We start from the raw sequence: 16,211 nt of genomic DNA, 5'->3' as shown, positions 1-16,211 counted from the left end.
GCTTGATGGAACCATGTCATGGTTTTGCGCGCCCTGGAACGGGCCGGCTCAGCGGCAGCCGTACGACCGCACGCACCCCCGGCCCGGCGTCCTCCAGGCGCACCGCTCCGCCGTGCGCGCGCACGGTCTCGCGCACGATCGCCAGGCCCAGGCCGGCCCCGCCGTCGTCGCTGCTGCGGGCGCTGTCGAGGCGGGTGAACCGGTTGAACACCCGCTCGCGGTCGGCCTCGGGGATGCCCGGTCCGTCGTCGGTCACCGTGACCTCGGCCTCGCCGCCGCGGGCGCGCAGCTCGACGGTGACACGGGCGCAGGCGTGGCGCACGGCGTTGTCCAGCAGGTTGACCAGCACCCGTCCGAGGTCCAGGGCGTCGCCCTCGACGACCGCGGGCTCGACCCCCGTGATCTTCACCATGGCCGGGTCGTAGCGCCCGGCCGTCGCGCCGACCAGCTCGGCAAGGTCCACCGGCTGCCTGCGGGCCGGGCGGCGGTGCTCGTCCAGCCGGGCCAGCGTGAGCAGCCCCTCGGCCAGGCGGCTCAGGCGCAAGGTGTCCTCCAGCACCCCCTCGGCCGTCTCGCGCCACTCCTGCTCGTCGGGAGGGTGGCCGAGAGCGACCTCCAGTTGCAGGCGGATGCTGGCCAGGGGACTGCGCAGCTCGTGGGCCGCGTCGGAGATGAGGGCCCGCTGCGAGGCCTCCGCGCCCTCCAGCCGGGCCAGCATGCCGTTCAGCGTGATCGCCAGCTCCTGCACCTCGTCGCGCGCCACGGGCACCGGCAGGCGGTGCGCGCGGGCGGTGCCGCTGATCTCGGCGGCGCCCCGGCGCAGCGCGGTGATCGGGCGCAGCGTGCGGCCGATGATCAGCCAGCCGGCCGCGCCGAGCAGCACCAGGAGCATCGGAGTGCCGATGACCAGCATGTGCACGGTCGTGGTGAGGCTGTCGGCGACGTCCTTGAACGAGCGGGCGGCGATCACCGTGCGGCCCTCGTCGGCGTGCACCACCACCACGCGCAGCGGCCCGGGGATGCCGTACAGGTCGCCGTCCACGAACCGGCCCCGCCCCTCACCGGGCGAGGTGGCGCGGTCGCGGGCGCTCACCAGCGGCACCAGCCGGTCGGCGCCGGCGGTCACGTGGGTGATGCGCCCATGCGCGTCGAGCACCTGGATGATCGTGCCGTCCGCGACGGCGACCGGGTCGGACAGCCGGCCGTCGTCGGCGAGCGCGGCCACCTCGCGGGCCCGCTGGTAGGCGATGCCGTCGGTGGAGCCGATCAGCGCCCGGCCGAGCACGCCCACCAGCAGCGACGCCGCCGCCGCCAGGGCCACCGCGAGCACCGCCGAGGCCGCCGCGGTCAGCCGGAACCGCAGGCTCCTGCGCCGCCACCACGCCAGGGGGTCAGCCGCCATCGCCGACCAGACGGTAGCCCGCGCCGCGCACCGTCTGCAGGGCGTTGCGCCCGAACGGGACGTCGATCTTCCTGCGCAGGTAGCCGACGTAGACCTCGACCACGTTCGGATCGGTGTCGTAGGTGTCCCAGACGTGCTCGAGGATCTCGGCCTTGGACACCACCTCGCCGGGGCGGCGCAGCAGGTACTCCAGCAGGCCGAACTCGCGGGGCGTCAGTTCGATGGGCGTGCCGTCGCGCGACACCGACCGCCGGGCCGGGTCGAGGGTGAGGTCGCCCGAGCGCAGCACCGGCGGCCGGCGGCGGGCGCCGCGCCGCAGCAGGGCGCGCAGCCGCGCCACCAGCACCACGTACGAGAACGGCTTGGTCAGGTAGTCGTCGGCTCCGAGATCGAGGCCGTCGGCCATGTCGTACTCGCCGTCCTTGGCCGACAGCATCAGGATCGGCACCCAGTTCTCCTCCGCGCGCAGCCGCTTGCACACGTTGTAGCCCGACAGCCGGGGCAGCATGATGTCGAGCACGACCACGTCGTAGTCGCCTTCACGGGCCAGGTGCAGGCCCTCCTCGCCGTCGTAGGCCAGATCGACCGCGAAGCCCTCGGCGCGCAGCCCGCGCCGCAGCGCGGCGGCCATCCGCCTCTCGTCCTCCACGACGAGCACGCGCATTGCTCACCCTCCCAGCCGATGTGTCCCCCCATCTTGGCCCGTCCCGGCTGAGATCCCGCTGAGAGGCCGGAACCGGCGGCCGCGCCCGCGAGCTGCGGCGCGGGCCGCCCCGGGCGGCTCCTGAGAAGCCTCTCAGGCCGTCTCAGCCTGGGCACAGGACCCGCGCGGCAGTCTTCCGGTATCGGATCGCGAGCGGCGGGCCCCCCGCCGCCGACTACCGTTGAGGAGTGACATGCCGTCCCAGTCGAGAAGATCACGCGCCGTGAGGTGGGGCGTCCCCATCGCCGCCGTCGTGGTGGTGGGCGCAGCCGTGGGCACCGGGCCGGTGATCGCCGCCGTCCAGGGCGACCCGGCGCTGCCCGAGCGCACCGCCCAGCAGTTGCTCGCCGAGGTCGCCAAGAACGCGAGCCGCGCCGAGCCCCCCGCCATGTCGGGCACCGTCGTGGAGACCGCATCCCTCGGCCTGCCGGCCCTGCCGGCGACCGCGGGCGTGAGCAGCTCCCCGTTCGCCCTGCTGTCCGGCTCCCACACCTTGAAGGTCTGGTACGGCGGCGACGACCGCGTGCGGCTCGCCCTGCCCGGCCAGATGAGCGAGACCGACCTGATCTCCACCGGCCACGGCGAGGCGTGGCTGTGGCAGAGCGGCACCAACACCGCCACCCGCTACAAGCTCGACGGCCCGGCCGGGGCGCACGCCATCCCCACCCCGTCGGTGCTGCCCACCGCGCGCACGCCGGAAGATCTGGCCGGAGAGCTGCTCAAGGCGGCCGGCCAGGACACGGCGGTCGGCGTCGAGAACGGCCAGCACGTCGCCGGGCGCGCCGCCTACCAGCTCGTGCTCACGCCCAAGGTCGCCACGTCCCTGGTCGGCAAGGTCACCGTCGCGCTCGACGGCGAGACCTACATCCCGCTGCGCGTCCAGGTCTACGCCAAGGGCACCGCCGAGCCGGCGTTCGAGGTGGGCTTCACCCAGGTCGCCTTCACCACTCCCGCGCCGGAGAACTTCGCCTTCACGCCGCCCGCCGGGGCCAAGGTCGAGGACAAGACGCTCGGCGCCGGGGACGGGGGTCCCGGTGACGAGGTCGTGGCCGGCGCCAAGGCCGGTCAGCAGGCGAAGGCGGGGGCGCGCACCCACGGCACCGGCTGGGGCACCATCGCCGAGCTGCCGTTCTCTCCTGAGAACCTGGCCCCGTCCACCCCGTCCACCCCGTCCACCCCGTCCACCCCGTCCACCCCGTCCACCCCGTCCACCCCGTCCACCCCGTCCACCCCGTCCAAGCGGCTCGGCGCCGGCAAGTTCGGCGACACCGATCCGAGCAAACTCGCCGACTCGCTGCTGAAGTCCGCCAAGCGGGTCTCCGGGCCGTGGGGGAGCGGCAGGGTGATCGAGAGCAAGCTGGTCTCGGCGCTGCTGACCGACGACGGCCGGCTGCTGATCGGCGCGGTCACGCCCGAGGCGCTGACCGAGGCGGCCGGACGCAGGTGACCATGGTGACGACGGGCGAGGGGGCGCACGAGGCGGCGCCCCCTCGGGCGGCCCACCAGACGGCCTTCGCGGGCGACTGCGCGATCGTCGCCCGCGGGCTGACCAAGCGCTTCCGCGGCGGCCAGGTCGCCGTCGACGACCTCCGCCTCGCCGTGCCCCGCGGCTCGGTGTTCGGCTTCCTCGGCCCGAACGGGTCGGGCAAGACCACCACGATCCGCATGCTGCTCGGCCTGGTCCAGCCCACGAGCGGCGGCTGCGACGTGCTCGGCCGGCCGATGCCGGCCGGTCTCGCCGCCACGCTCCCCAAGATCGGCGCCCTGGTGGAGGGGCCCGCCTTCTACCCCTACCTGTCCGGCGAGGCGAACCTCCGCCGGTACGACGCCGCCGACCCGGCCGCCGACCCGCGCACGGTGTCCGCCCGCGTCGGCGCCGCGCTCGAACGGGTCGGGCTCGGGGCGGCGGCCCGCAAGAGGTACCGCGCCTACTCCCTGGGCATGCGCCAGCGCCTGGCCATCGCCGGCGCCCTCCTCGGGCCGCGCGAGCTGCTCGTCCTGGACGAGCCGACCAACGGCCTGGATCCTCAGGGCACCCGCGAGGTCCGTTCGCTCATCAAGGACGTCGCCGCCGACGGCACCACCGTCTTCGTCTCCTCCCACCTGCTGACCGAGGTCGAGCACATGTGCACCCACGTCGGCGTCATGCGCTCCGGCCGGCTGGTCACCCAGGGGCCCATCGCCGGGCTACGGGCCGGCCACGCGCCGCGCGTGCGCGTGGACACCCCGCACGTCGCCCAGGCCGCCGCCGTCCTGCGCCGTCTCGGCCTGGCCGAGGTGCGCGCCACGGCCGAGCCCGGGGAGGCCGAGCGGGTCACGGCGCTGCTCGGCGAGCACGCCCCTGAACGGGTCTGCGCCCTGCTCGTCACCGACGGCGTCGCCGTGCGCGGCTTCACCGTCGAACGGCCGAGCCTCGAAGAGGTCTTCGTCAGCCTCACAGGAGAAGGTTTCGATGTCGACGCCTGACGCCACCCCCCGCACCCCCGCCACCCTGTCTTCGCCACACGCCGACACCCTCCACGGGACCAACGCCACGACCCTGCCCCGCCAGGCCGCACCCGCCGCCGGCACCTCCGCCCCGCCCGGCGATGCCCCCGGGGGCGGGGCCACCTCACCTCTTCCCCGCCAGCCCCCACCCGTCGCCGACCTGCCCGCCGCGCACGGCGGTCTCTCCGATGCGGCGATCACGCCGTCCGCCGCCCATGAGGTCCCGGCTGCCGCGGGTGCGGTCGGCGTGACCGAGGGCTCCGCCGGTCGTCCGCCTCAGGGGCGTGGGCGGCCGTCTCCAGGGCGGGCGATGTTGCGGTTGCTCGGCTCAGAGCTCGGGCTGACCTTCCGCAAGCCCCGCAACATCGCGATGCTCATCGTCCTGGCCTGCGTCCCGGCGCTCATCGGCGTCGTGCTGCGGGCCTTCGGCGGGGACGTCGACGAGGAGATCCCCTCGCTGATCACGCAGGTCGCCGGGAACGGGCTCATGCTGACCTTCGTGGCCTTGTCGCTGCTGCTGGTGATGCTGCTCCCGCTGTCGGTCTCGGTGGTCGCCGGTGACGCGATCGCGGGGGAGGCCGGAGGGGGCACCCTTCGCTACCTGCTCACCGCTCCCGCCGGGCGCACCCGCCTGCTGGCCGTCAAGTTCGCCAACGTGACCGTCTACGCGCTGGTGGCCACCTCGGTCGTCGCCGCGGGCGCGCTGGTCACCGGGCTGGTGCTCTTCCCGGTCGGCCCGATCACGTTGCTGTCCGGGTCGACGATCTCCGTCGGCGAGGGGCTGGTGCGCGTCCTCATCGTCACCGGGTACACCGCCGCCGGCATGGCGGCGCTCGGAGCGGTCGGCCTGGCCGTCTCGACGCTGACCGAGGTTCCGATCGGCGCGGTGGCGGCGACCATCGTGGGCGTGGTGTTCTCGCACGTGCTCAGCGCCATCCCGCAGCTCGAGCCGGCGCGGCCGTATCTTCTGACCTACTGGTGGAGCTCCTTCGACGGCGCTCTGCGCGACCCGATAGCGACCGAGGGAATGACCCAGGGCCTGCTGGTGTACGGCGCCTACATCCTGATCGCCCTCTCGATCGCCTGGGCCCACTTCACCGGCCGCGACATCACCAGCTGACCAGGCGCGCCAGAGGCTCATCCCCCTGGCGCGCCCATCCAGGGCTCCGCTTCCCAACTGCGGTTCGCCTGCCCACGGCTCCGCCCGCGGTTCCATGGCCGACCTGGCCGCGGTCACGTCACGGTCGTGAGCGTCCGGAGGCGTCGTCAGTGTTCGGAGGGGCGGTGTCCGCGGCGCAGGCCGATGACGCCGGTGGCCACGCCGGCCAGGCCGACGGCGATGCCGATGCCGCCGAGCAGTCGCGCGGTCCCGTCGGAGTCGGCTTCGTCGTGTGCGCCGGGACCGGACGCCTTCACCGCCACGGCCGGGGCGGTGGAGGCCGCGGGGCTCGCGGAGGCCGCCCCGTGGTGGTCATCCTCCTGTGTGCCCGCGGCGACCAGCTTGAGCGTCGGGACGGGGTGCTCGGCCTCCGATCCGTCCGCCTTCGGCTCGTCGGCCCACTTCACGACCTCACCGTTGGAGTAGGTCTGGGTCGCCGGGAACAGCAACTGGTCGGTGTCCTCGGGAAGGAAGCCCATGGACACCTCGAACTCCTGGAACTGCTTCGGGCCGATCTTCCCGCCGCTCCAGGTGATCCTGGTGACGGCCTCGGTGATGTCGCCGTACTTGGACGGCACGGCCTTGGGGAGCTTGGTCTCGGTGACCTCGGCCTTCCAGCCGGGCACCGGACGGACCGACACGAACGGCAGCGGATGGTCGACCGGGAGGTCGATCACGAGCTTGGTGGTGGAGGCGTCGTCCCGCTCGTTGGGAACCCGGAAGGCGACCTTGGTGAATCCGCCCTTCTCGGCCGTGCCGGGGTTGATGGTGACATGGGCGAGGGCGGGCAGGGCGAGACCCGTGACGAGGGCGAGTGCGCCGGCTGCGACGACGACGCCGCGACGCGCGACTGCGGTGAACGACATGTGAGGACTCCACTTCATCGAGGAAAGACAAGGCGATGCAGGCCGCCGGCGGCACCGGACGGCGCGCGCGGCCACGGTGGCCGAGGAAGACGCCGGCCCTCGACAACGCCCGGTGGACAGGCGCGCCATACGGACCACTCTCGGGGCGGCACGATGGAAGTGCCGGCCAGGGCGCTCCACAAAGAGCCGCTCACCCTTGAGGGCCACGCGACGGAGGACCGTCCATTCGCGAGGTCACGGGACGGACGATCCAACTACCGCCCGCAAGGCCACGTGACGGAGGCTCGTCCATCCGCAAGGCCACGTGAGGGAGGACCCGTCCACCCGCAAAGCCACGTGACGGAGGGCCAGTCAGCCGCGGGCCACAGGACCGGGCCCAGGGGCGGCCTATGCCGATCGCGCCGGGTGACCGTTGGACGAGCCACCGGTGGGCCGGCCGGATCGGGGGCCGATGCCGGTGGCCGGTTGGTTCATCCGTGGTCTGGCGAGGTCATGTGGTCTGACGAGGTGATGTGGCCGTCAAGGGGGCGGACGGGGCGCCGGTGAGGGTTTTCCGGGCGGTGCCCGAGCCGCGAAGGGTCAGCGGGTGGCGGGAAGTGGTGGACCGCGCCTGGTGACCGTGTGGCGGAGAGCCTCGCGAGCCGGGGGCGGCGCGAGGCGGCGGGGACCGCGTCCGGTCGGTCGGGGGAGGAGGGCGGTGGGGTCGCCGCCCAGCAGTGTCAGCAGCCGGGACAGCCCGAGCAGGGCGCGGGTGCCCATCCGGCGCAGTACCGACCACAGGGCCGACTCGCCCTGGGCCAGCCACCAGCCGGTCATCAGCGTGGCCGTGAGGTGGGCGATGACCATGCCGAGACCCGCGCCGAGCCCTTGGCCGTGGGAGACGTGGAGGCTGAGAGGGGAACCCGCGCCACCCGAGGCGCCGAACAGTTCGTGCAGGACGACCTGGGCGGCGATCAGGAAACCGATGATCGTCCGTGGCGAGCGCTCGCGCCCGGCGATCAGCGTCGCGGCGAGCGTCACGCCGGCCGATCCGCCCGCCACCGCCCACGTGGCGGGCCCCGTCCCGCCGGCGACCCGGTGGCCGAGCACGGCGAGGCCCACGCAGACGACCGTGAAGACGGCCGACCGCGCCAGGCGCAGGGGAAGGCGGGCACGCATGACGCCCCACATCGTGCCATGCCGTGAGTCCGGTTGTCCCCACCCCACCCCAGGACTGGGGTGCCCCCGCCGCCCCCCCGCCCCCGCGGCCCCGGCTGCCCCGGCTGCCCCGGCTGGCCCGCCCGGGCTGCTTCCGCTGACCCGGCTGGTTTCCCCTGACCGGGCGCCCCGCTGGTCTCGCTGGCACGGGCTGTGCCTGCTTGTCCGGATGGAGCGGTCGGACCCGTCTTTCGCCTCGGTGGGGCGGTGGAGGGCTGAGGTTCCTGTGCATACGCCGGTCGCTTCCAGAATCACGCTCGCCTGTCCGGATGGGTGAGCCCCTGGTGGGCGGGTGAGGGTGCGGCGCTGGTGGGTGGTCTTTCGGTGTGCGTCTGATGTCTGCCGTTTGGCGGTATTTGTCGCTACTGTTGCCCGCGTTCATTGGTTCTGTGAAGGGCGTGGTGGTGGCCGTGCGGCACTTCCTGGGACTTCTGCTCGGCGTCGTCGTGACCGCGGTCCTGCTTGCAGGCACCGGCTGGGCGTCCCAGGACGCGGCCAGGAGCATGGCGGCGGGCGCGGTCGACCCGGTGCGCGACACCCCGGCGCTGGTCGGCCTCGGCGCGATGCTGGTGGCCGGGCTCGTGCTGGGTCTGGTCGTGGCGAGCCGGGTCTCGCCGCTGGCGACGTTCGTCCCGTCCATGGTGCTGCTGGCCTGGACGGTGATCTACACCCTCGACGTGCACCGCGCGCTCGGGCTCGCCCCCACCGCTCCGTCGATGCACCCGATGGTCGTCCAGGCGGGCAAGGGCATGCAGGACCTGCTGGGCAAGGGGGTGTTCGCGATGCTGGGCATCGCGTTGTTCATCCCGGTGCTGATGCCTTCCCGCTGGGCGGGGCGCCGGCGCGACCTGGACGACGGCTACGAGGAGGAGACCCCGCAGGCCGCCGGAGGTTACTACTGACCGGCGGTCGTGGCGCGCTTCCGGGGACGAGCAACTCGGTCATGAGCGACCCCTGACCTGCCGGGCTACGGGTGCAGGCGGGCTCGCAGGGCGCGGGGCGAGCGCGGCCGCCGGTGGCGGGCGGGTCACAGGGGGAGGCGGCGGGTGTAGAGGCGGGTGACGACGTCCTCTATGGAGGTCTCGTCCGGGGCGGTGGCCATGAGATCGTCCACGGTGCCGTCGAAGGCGAGGCTCCCGTGGTCGATGAGCATGACCCGGCGGCAGAGCCGCTCGATGTCCCCGAGGTCGTGGGTGGTCAGCAGCACGGTCGTCCCGCGTTCGGCGTTGAGGTCGCGCAGGAAGCCGCGGACCGCCGCCTTGCTCACCACGTCGAGCCCGATGGTCGGCTCGTCCAGCACCAGGACGGCCGGATCGTGCAGCAGCGCCGCCGCGATGTCGCCCCGCATGCGCTGGCCGAGGCTGAGCTGGCGGACCGGCTTGTCGAGGAACGAGCCCAGTTCGAGCACCTCCGACAGTTCGGCCAGTCGCCTGCGGTGCTCCTCGCGATCTACTTTGTAAAGGTGCCGGATCAGGGTGAAGCTGTCCCGCAACGGCAGATCCCACCACAACGTCGTCCGCTGCCCGAAGACCACGCCGATGCGACGGGCGAGCGCCGTGCGGCGGCGGGACGGATCGAGGCCGGCGACCTCGATCTTTCCGCCGGTCGGGGCGAGGATGCCGGTCAGCATCTTGATCGTGGTGGACTTGCCGGCGCCGTTCGGGCCGAGGTAGCCGACGAACTCCCCGGCGGCCACCTCGAACGACAGGTCGCGGACGGCGTGCACCACGCGCGTCCCGCCGCGCAGCAGTCCGCGTCCGCTCCGGACGGTGAAGGAACGGCCGACGCCGTCGACTGTGATCACTGTGGTCAACTCCCGGTGGAACGGTAGCGGCGCAGCCCGGCCCGCCAGGCGAGCCCGGCCAGGCAGGCCAGTGTGAGAGCGGCGGCCGGGCCCATGAAGCGCAGCCAGTACGGCAGGCCGAGCGGGTCGGCGCGGTCCAGGACGTAGAGGCCGGGCTGCCAGTTGACGAAGGCCAGCGGCACGATGAAGGTCACCGCGCGCACCAGGTCGGTGCCGAAGACGGTGAGCGGGAACTGCGTGAGCTGGCCGCCGCCGTAGGTGAAGGCGTTGGCGATCTCCGGCGCGTCGGTGAGCAGGAACTGGAGCGCGCCGCCGAGGGTCCAGATGGCGGCGAACAGCACGATGCCGCACAGCACCATGAGCGGGACCATCCATGCCCGCTGCCAGGGCACGTGCAACTGGGGGAGCGCGATGGCGAGCACGGTGACCGCCTGGGCGGTGCGTCCGAAGCGCTGGAAGCTGAACCGGTCCACGGCCATCTGCACGAACGGGCTGGCCGGCCGGATCAGCATCGCGTCGAACGTGCCCGCCTTGACGTGCTGGCTCAGCTTGTCCACGTTGCCGAACAGCAGGTCGGCGAGTGCGAAGGACATGCCCGAGGTGCCGTACAGGAACATCACCTCGGGCAGGGTGAAGCCGCCGAGCGAGGCGGTGTGGGTGAAGATCAGCGCGATCGCCGCGAGCTCCAGGCCGGTGACGAGGAACGAGCCGATGATGAGCATCGCCATCGACACCGGATACTGGGCCGCGGCGCGGATCCAGGTGACCGCGAGCAGCACGTACGTCCTGGCCGGTTCGAGCACGCCGCCTCACCCGCCCTGGATGACGACTTTGCGGCGGGCGGTGCGGGTGACCGCGGCGCCCGCCGCGAGGAGCGCCGTGACCCAGGCGGCCTGGAAGGCGAGCGCGCCGAGGACGTCACGCTTGCCGAGGAAGACGTCGGCCGGCACCTGCACCATCGCGGCCCACGGCAGCGCGTCGGCCAGCGTGCCGAGCCAGCCGGGGAACAGCACCAGCGGCAGGGTCATGCCGCTGAAGAACATCGTCATGACCAGCGACAGCGACTGGACGCCACGGTCGTCCACGATCCAGAACGTCGACATCGCGACCAGGTAGCGCAGGCCGAAGCTGACGACGACGCCCAGCGTCATCGAGGCCAGGAACGCCGCCCAGGTGGCCGCGCCGCCGGGGAGGTGGATGCCGAAGACCACCGCGCCGACCAGAGTGGGCGGGACGCTGCGGGCGACGAACAGGAACACCGCCCGGCCGAGGTCGTCGGCGAGGGCCCACATCTGGAGCGACGCGGGGCGCGACAGGTCGAGGGCGACGTCGCCGGTGCGCACCCGCTGGGCGAGATCGAGACCGCCGCCGAACAGTTCCATGGGGCCGATGAACCCCTGGGTGAGGAAGCAGAAGGTGATCGCGTCGGTGACGTCGTACCCGGCCAGGCCGGGCCGGGCGTGCCACAGGGCGATGAGCACGTACGCGCGCAGGAAGCCGAACACCGTGTTGGTGAAGGCCCCGGCGAGCGCCGCGCCCCAGTAGGTGGCGTGACGGCGGAAACCGTATCGGAAGATGGTGAGATAGAGCGCGAAGGCGGCACCTCCGGTGACGGCTGGACTCGCATTGTAACCAGCCGCGCCGTACAGATCATCGGCATTTTCCGCGCCTTCCGTGCCGCCGCACCGGACCGCGCGACGGCGTCTACGAAGGGCCACCCGGCCGCGAGGGCCGGGCAGGCCGGTCGTCACCGGTCCCAGGCAGAGGTGCAGCCGTCCCTCGTCCGCCGATGACAGGCCCTCCCGGCCCGGTCGCCCCGGGGCTCAAGAGTGGGCGGTCTGGGAGAGTACGGGGGCGATGACGTGGTCGGTGGCCCAGTGGGCGACGCCCTCGGGGTAGGGGGTGCGCAGGCCGAGGGCGATGTGGGTGACGCCGGCGTCGATGAGCTCCAGGGCCGTGCCCCGCGTGGCGGCCGGGTCGTCGTAGTCGGCCACCATCTGGGCCGACCGGATGATCTCCGCCGGGTCGCGCCCGATGGCGGCGCAGTGCTCGTCCAGGACGGCGCCGCGCTCCTTGACGTAGGCGACGGTGTTGTGCGGATGGGCGGGGATGTTCCAGATGTCGGCGTGCTCGGCCACGACGCGCAGCGTCCGGGTCCCCCAGCCGCCGATCAATACGGGCGGGCCGGGCCGCTGCACCGGCTTGGGCGCGCAGCGGGTGCCCTTGAGCCGGTAGTGGCGCCCCTCGAAGTCGAAGACGTCCTCGGTCCACATGCGCCGGATGATCGTGCAGGACTCCGCCAGCCGGGCGACGCCCTCCGCGGGGGAGACGGCGGTCAGGCCGTAGGCGTCGTACTCGCGGGGCACGGAGATGTCGCCGGGCTGGTGGGTGCCGCCGACGCCGATGCCGAGGACCAGGCGGCCGCCGGAGATCACGTCGACGGTCGCGGCGATCTTGGCGAGCACGGCCGGCGGGCGGGTGAGGTTGCTGGTGACCATCAGCCCGAGGCGCAGCCGCTCGGTGAGGGCGGCCAGGGCGGCGAGCAGCGTCCACCCCTCGTAGATCGGCCCGCCGGGGTCGCCGAACAGCGGCAGCATGTGGTCCCACAGCCAGGCGTGCTCGATGAGGGGGATGGCGTCGGCCTCCTGCCAGACCCGCAGGATGTCGTCGTAGGTGGTGTGCGAGGGGACGGTCTTGAGGCCGAAGCTCACCCGCGGTCGGTCGGTCATGGGGCGCCTTTCGCACGTGGGCGACGGGCGCCCGCGATGAACGTGAGCCGACTAACGTTAGCCGGGCAGCGGATTACGTTAGTCAGCTAACGAAAGACCGTCAAGTCTTCCTGGTACGTTGCGGGAGATCCCGGCACGATCGGCAGGAGGGGAGAGGTGGCCACCGACTTCCAGACCGCGTTCTGGACGGCCAAGCGGGCGATGGCGCTGGCGTCCGAGGCCGCCTACAACCGCCATGGCGTGCGCTCGGGCCAGCAGTTCATCCTGCGGTGCCTGTGGGAGAACGACGGCATGGCCCCCGGCGAGATCGCCCGGCTGCTGGAGCTGTCCACGCCCACCGTCACCCGCGCGGCCACCCGTATGGAGGCCGCCGGCCTGCTGCGCCGCGAGCCGCATCCGACCGACGCGCGCCTCGTGCGGCTGCTGCTGACCGACCGCGGCCGCGAGCTCGAGAGCGTGATCGACGAGGAGATGGCGCGGCTGAGCGAGCGGGCCCTGCGCACCCTCGACGCGGCGGAGCGCGAGCAGTTCCTGCGCTTCCTCGGAGAGATCCGGCAGAACCTCACCTGAAGCCCTTATAGCCCCCTACCAGGTCAAATCTTCCGTTTGCCTCTCGACGTACCGTGTAAACGTCATGTAAACCGGGGTATACGCGTCGGCATAGAACGGCGTTCGGATTGGTATCGCCCGGTGGAGGTTCGTGATGTCTCGGGAGATCGACGTAGACATCCAGCCCGCGTACCCCGTCAGCTGGCGGGCCGCACTGTTCAACACGCTGATGCGCGGGACCACCAAACCCCTGTCGGCGCTTCTGGTCAGGCACGGCCTGGGCATCAGCTGCGTCTCGCGGGTCGTCGAGCTGAGCCAGCGGCTGCCGCTCCCGGTGCCGGGCCATGTGACGATCGACAAGGTGGACGGGGAGCCCTGCGGCTCCGAGTGGGTGCGGGCCGGCGACGACCTGGACGAGAGCAAGGTGGTGCTCTACTTCCACGGCGGCGCCTATTTCTTCTGCTCCCCGGCGACGCACCGCCCGATCACCTGGCGCCTGTCGGCGGTCGCGCGCCGTCCGGTCTTCGCCCTCGACTACCGCCAGGGGCCGATCCACTCGCTGCCGGAGTCGCTGGCCGACGCCCTGGACGCCTACCAGGGCCTGCTCGACCGCGGCTTCGCCCCGCAGGACGTCATCGTCGCCGGCGACTCCGCCGGCGGGCACCTCACCCTGGCCACGCTGCTCGCACTGCGCGACCGCGGCATGCCGCTGCCCGGCGCCGCGATCTGCCTGTCGCCGTGGGCCGACCTGTCGGACGTGCGACGCAGGGCCAACCGCTGGGCCGACCCGATGCTGTCCGCCGGCCGGGTCGACTGGCTCGCGCGCCGCTGGACCGCGGGCCTGGACTGCCATGACCCGCTGGTCTCGCCCGTGTACGGGGACTACACCGGCCTGCCGCCCATGATGGTCGTGACCGGGTCCACCGAGGTGCTGCGCGACGAGGACCGCCGCGTCGCCCTCCAGGCGCGCCGGGCCGGGGTGAAGGTGACCTACGAGGAGTGGCGCCGCATGCCGCACGTGTTCGCGATGCTGGCGGACGTCGTCCCGGAGGCGCAGATGGTCTTCCGCCACATCGGGCGGTTCCTCGACGCCGTCGCCGCCTCCGTCGCGAGCGAGCCGTCCGGCGCCACGGCCGTCGGGTCCGCGGTGGCGGGGCCCGCGGTGGCCGGGTCGGCGGTGGCCGGGGCCAGCGTGCCTGAGGGTCCCGGGTCCACCGCCGCCGCCTGAACGCAGGCCCCGGTTCCGGTGCCGCAGGGTCACCGCTTCCCGCGCCGCGAGGTCGCCGCTTCCCGCGCCGCAGGGGCACCGGGGTCCCGCGCCGCCTGAAACGGCGGCGCCGGAGTCTCGCACGGCCGAGGAGCCCGGTTTCCAGCGCCGCCGGCCGACCCCGCACGACCGGGTCCGACCGGCCGTCAGGGAGCCCTGTGAGAGGGGACGTGCTGGGAAGTCGGCAGCTCACAGCGGTCCCTGCCGTCACAGGCGGCACACCGCTTCCTTACCTGCAGGGATCAGTCACCTTACCTCTCATGCCGCTTTCAACTAGTTCACGCCAGATGTCCTCACGGGGAGACACAGTGGCCTGTGCCGTACCCCGAAGGGAGGTCATCTCCGGATGGCACGTGGCGGAGCAGGCGTCCCGAGCGGGACGCCTCCAGGCGTTCGGCCGCTGACGGTGGGCGACCCGGTGATCATCGGGCGCTACCTCCTGCTCGGCAGGCTCGGCGCCGGTGGCATGGGCGTGGTCTACCTCGCCGAGCGGCCCGAGGGCGGCCTGGTCGCGCTCAAGACCCCGCATTCGGTCCATCTCGGCGACCCGACGCTGCGCGCGCGCTTCGCCGAGGAGGTCGAGTTCTCCCGCCGCGTGGTGCCGTTCTGCACCGCCGCCGTCGAGGAGGACGGCACCGACCGCGACCGGCCCTACCTGGTGACCGAGTACATCCCCGGCCCGTCCCTGTCTCAGGTGGTCGCCGTGCGGGGGCCGCTCACGCCCGACCTCGCCTACGGCGTCGCCCTCGGGGCCGCGGCCGCGCTGGTGGCCATCCACGAGGCCGGCTTCGTCCACCGCGACCTCAAGCCCGGCAACGTGCTGCTCTCGCCAAGGGGGCCGCGGATCATCGACTTCGGCATCGCCAGGGACCTCGACGCCGCCGTCGCGCACACGCAGGCCGGGCAGGTCATGGGCAGCCCCGGCTGGGTGGCGCCCGAGCGCCTCACCGGCGGCCCGGCGATCCCGGCCTCCGACGTGTTCGCCTGGGGCTGCCTGGTCGCCTACGCCGCGACCGGCCACCACCCGTTCGGCGCCGGCGAGGCCGACGTGCTCACGCGGCGCATCCTGGTCGAGCAGCCCCGGCTGTCCTCGGTGCCCAAGCTGCTGTGGGACCCGGTCTCGGCCGCGCTGGCCAAGGAGCCCGGCGACCGGCCCGGGGCCGCGGCGCTGCTCGGATGGCTGCTGGACGCCGGGGGAGTCGACCGTTCCTGGGACCGCCGTGAGGCCGTGACCGCCGTGCTGGAGGAGATCTGGGCGCCCGTCCCGTACCCGATGGGCGCGCGGCACCTCAAGCTCGCCGGCGCCGGTGAGGACGAGCGGCAGGACGGCGCGCCCACCACGGGCGCGCGGGCGGCGCGCCGGGCGGCGGCCCGGCGCGGGCACGCCTCGCACGCCGGCTTCGCGGCGCTCGCCACGGTGTCGATCGCCGCGGTGACCGTCGTGGCGGCGAGCACCGGCGCGACCCGCATCGACGAGAGCGCGAACCGCCCCGGCAGGGTGCCGGTCGCCGTGCCGATCCAGGGGTCGCGCGTCCCGGTCGAGGTGCTGGACACCTCGGGGCCCGTCGTGCGCGGCACCGACTACGGGTCCCCGTCCGGCACCGCCACCGCCCCCGGGCGCCCGCCGGCGTTCACCACCACGCCGAACCCGCCGGGGTCGCCGTCGGCGCGCCGCACCGAGGGACCGGAGGGGGCGCCGACGGCCACCTGGCAGACCCCCGTCCCCTCGCCGCCGCCGTCGCCGTCCCCCAAGCGCACGACGCCCCGGCCCCAGGTGCCCGACGAGCCTCAGCCGTGCCGGAACAAGCGCGGCAAGGAGAAGCCGTGCCCGCCCAGCCCGCGCCCGCCCGGCGGCACCGGCGATCCGAAGCCCACCAAGAGCCCCAAGCCGACGATCAGCATCAGCCAGGTCCCGGAGTGGGGGGACGGCGAGTCGCCGGAGCCGACGCCGCCGCAGCCCACTCCCACCCTCAGCGACTCCTCCCCCTCGGCCTGACCGCCCGCGCCGTCCTACCGCCCTGCCGGTCTGACCGCCCCGTGCCGCCCGA

General features: G+C 73.4%; 15 protein-coding genes. 7 read left to right on the top strand and 8 right to left on the bottom strand.

Going from position 1 to position 16,211, the window contains the following annotated elements; translation table 11 throughout:
* Positions 1-16: 16 nt before the first annotated feature.
* Both ABZT47_RS04395 and ABZT47_RS04390 read right to left on the bottom strand, forming a co-directional pair.
* Positions 17-1,402, bottom strand: a complete 1,386-nt coding sequence (locus ABZT47_RS04395) for an ATP-binding protein (protein WP_354836059.1) — start codon at positions 1,400-1,402, stop codon at positions 17-19.
* A complete protein-coding gene (locus ABZT47_RS04390; protein ID WP_354836057.1) occupies positions 1,392-2,066 on the bottom strand; it encodes a response regulator transcription factor in 675 nt (224 codons plus the stop codon). The genes ABZT47_RS04395 and ABZT47_RS04390 overlap by 11 nt, the downstream gene beginning before the upstream one ends.
* A 262-nt stretch (positions 2,067-2,328) precedes the next feature.
* On the opposite strand from ABZT47_RS04390, the gene ABZT47_RS04385 reads away from it, so the two are divergent.
* Genes ABZT47_RS04385 through ABZT47_RS04375 form a run of 3 tightly spaced genes read left to right on the top strand, consistent with a single transcriptional unit; the run spans position 2,329 to position 5,712 of the window.
* A complete protein-coding gene (locus ABZT47_RS04385; protein WP_354836055.1) occupies positions 2,329-3,552 on the top strand; it encodes a DUF2092 domain-containing protein in 1,224 nt (407 codons plus the stop codon).
* 2 nt (positions 3,553-3,554) lie between these two features.
* Positions 3,555-4,571 (top strand): ABC transporter ATP-binding protein, encoded by a 1,017-nt coding sequence (locus tag ABZT47_RS04380; protein WP_354836566.1) that lies wholly within the window; start codon positions 3,555-3,557, stop codon positions 4,569-4,571.
* A complete protein-coding gene (locus ABZT47_RS04375) occupies positions 4,558-5,712 on the top strand; it encodes an ABC transporter permease (RefSeq protein ID WP_354836053.1) in 1,155 nt (384 codons plus the stop codon). The genes ABZT47_RS04380 and ABZT47_RS04375 overlap by 14 nt, the downstream gene beginning before the upstream one ends.
* A 146-nt stretch (positions 5,713-5,858) precedes the next feature.
* Here ABZT47_RS04375 and ABZT47_RS04370 read toward each other — a convergent pair whose 3' ends face one another.
* Positions 5,859-6,617, bottom strand: coding sequence for a YcnI family protein (locus ABZT47_RS04370; protein ID WP_354836051.1), 759 nt, complete (start codon positions 6,615-6,617; stop codon positions 5,859-5,861).
* A gap of 579 nt (positions 6,618-7,196) precedes the next feature.
* A complete protein-coding gene (locus ABZT47_RS04365) occupies positions 7,197-7,775 on the bottom strand; it encodes an MFS transporter (RefSeq protein WP_354836049.1) in 579 nt (192 codons plus the stop codon).
* Positions 7,776-8,203: 428 nt separating this feature from the next.
* On the opposite strand from ABZT47_RS04365, the gene ABZT47_RS04360 reads away from it, so the two are divergent.
* Positions 8,204-8,716: a hypothetical protein gene (locus ABZT47_RS04360; RefSeq protein ID WP_354836047.1), complete on the top strand. Its 513-nt coding sequence runs from the start codon at positions 8,204-8,206 to the stop codon at positions 8,714-8,716.
* A gap of 125 nt (positions 8,717-8,841) precedes the next feature.
* Here ABZT47_RS04360 and ABZT47_RS04355 read toward each other — a convergent pair whose 3' ends face one another.
* The 4 genes from ABZT47_RS04355 to ABZT47_RS04340 all read right to left on the bottom strand — a co-directional run bounded on the left by ABZT47_RS04355 (position 8,842) and on the right by ABZT47_RS04340 (position 12,347).
* Complete coding sequence (locus ABZT47_RS04355; protein WP_354836045.1) at positions 8,842-9,618, bottom strand: ATP-binding cassette domain-containing protein; 777 nt, start codon at positions 9,616-9,618, stop codon at positions 8,842-8,844.
* A 5-nt stretch (positions 9,619-9,623) separates the two neighbouring features.
* Positions 9,624-10,421: an ABC-2 family transporter protein gene (locus ABZT47_RS04350; protein ID WP_354836043.1), complete on the bottom strand. Its 798-nt coding sequence runs from the start codon at positions 10,419-10,421 to the stop codon at positions 9,624-9,626.
* A gap of 6 nt (positions 10,422-10,427) precedes the next feature.
* Complete coding sequence (locus ABZT47_RS04345) at positions 10,428-11,336, bottom strand: ABC-2 family transporter protein (RefSeq protein ID WP_354836041.1); 909 nt, start codon at positions 11,334-11,336, stop codon at positions 10,428-10,430.
* Between the two features lie 105 nt (positions 11,337-11,441).
* Positions 11,442-12,347 (bottom strand): LLM class flavin-dependent oxidoreductase, encoded by a 906-nt coding sequence (locus ABZT47_RS04340; RefSeq protein WP_354836039.1) that lies wholly within the window; start codon positions 12,345-12,347, stop codon positions 11,442-11,444.
* A gap of 156 nt (positions 12,348-12,503) precedes the next feature.
* Here ABZT47_RS04340 and ABZT47_RS04335 point away from each other — a divergent pair, with 156 nt between their 5' ends.
* The 3 genes from ABZT47_RS04335 (at position 12,504) to ABZT47_RS04325 (ending at position 16,159) form a co-directional block, all read left to right on the top strand.
* Positions 12,504-12,917, top strand: coding sequence for a MarR family transcriptional regulator (locus ABZT47_RS04335; protein ID WP_354836037.1), 414 nt, complete (start codon positions 12,504-12,506; stop codon positions 12,915-12,917).
* Between the two features lie 133 nt (positions 12,918-13,050).
* Complete coding sequence (locus ABZT47_RS04330) at positions 13,051-14,124, top strand: alpha/beta hydrolase (protein WP_354836035.1); 1,074 nt, start codon at positions 13,051-13,053, stop codon at positions 14,122-14,124.
* A gap of 385 nt (positions 14,125-14,509) precedes the next feature.
* A complete protein-coding gene (locus ABZT47_RS04325) occupies positions 14,510-16,159 on the top strand; it encodes a serine/threonine-protein kinase (RefSeq protein WP_354836033.1) in 1,650 nt (549 codons plus the stop codon).
* Positions 16,160-16,211: the final 52 nt, after the last annotated feature.

This window comes from Sphaerisporangium sp. NPDC005289 (assembly GCF_040607455.1).
Lineage (GTDB): Bacteria > Actinomycetota > Actinomycetes > Streptosporangiales > Streptosporangiaceae > Sphaerisporangium > Sphaerisporangium rhizosphaerae.
Note: the sequence above shows the minus strand (reverse complement) of the source record. Positions and strands in the feature narration are given on the sequence as shown.

What these genes read in the sequence shown, in the direction of transcription:
- ABZT47_RS04395 (WP_354836059.1), bottom strand. Translation starts at nt 1,402, where the DNA reads ATGGCGGCTGACCCCCTGGCGTGGTGGCGGCGCAGGAGCCTGCGGTTC.
- ABZT47_RS04390 (WP_354836057.1), bottom strand. Translation starts at nt 2,066, where the DNA reads ATGCGCGTGCTCGTCGTGGAGGACGAGAGGCGGATGGCCGCCGCGCTG.
- ABZT47_RS04380 (WP_354836566.1), top strand. Translation starts at nt 3,555, where the DNA reads ATGGTGACGACGGGCGAGGGGGCGCACGAGGCGGCGCCCCCTCGGGCG.
- ABZT47_RS04375 (WP_354836053.1), top strand. Translation starts at nt 4,558, where the DNA reads ATGTCGACGCCTGACGCCACCCCCCGCACCCCCGCCACCCTGTCTTCG.
- ABZT47_RS04370 (WP_354836051.1), bottom strand. Translation starts at nt 6,617, where the DNA reads ATGTCGTTCACCGCAGTCGCGCGTCGCGGCGTCGTCGTCGCAGCCGGC.
- ABZT47_RS04365 (WP_354836049.1), bottom strand. Translation starts at nt 7,775, where the DNA reads ATGCGTGCCCGCCTTCCCCTGCGCCTGGCGCGGTCGGCCGTCTTCACG.
- ABZT47_RS04340 (WP_354836039.1), bottom strand. Translation starts at nt 12,347, where the DNA reads ATGACCGACCGACCGCGGGTGAGCTTCGGCCTCAAGACCGTCCCCTCG.
- ABZT47_RS04330 (WP_354836035.1), top strand. Translation starts at nt 13,051, where the DNA reads ATGTCTCGGGAGATCGACGTAGACATCCAGCCCGCGTACCCCGTCAGC.
- ABZT47_RS04325 (WP_354836033.1), top strand. Translation starts at nt 14,510, where the DNA reads ATGGCACGTGGCGGAGCAGGCGTCCCGAGCGGGACGCCTCCAGGCGTT.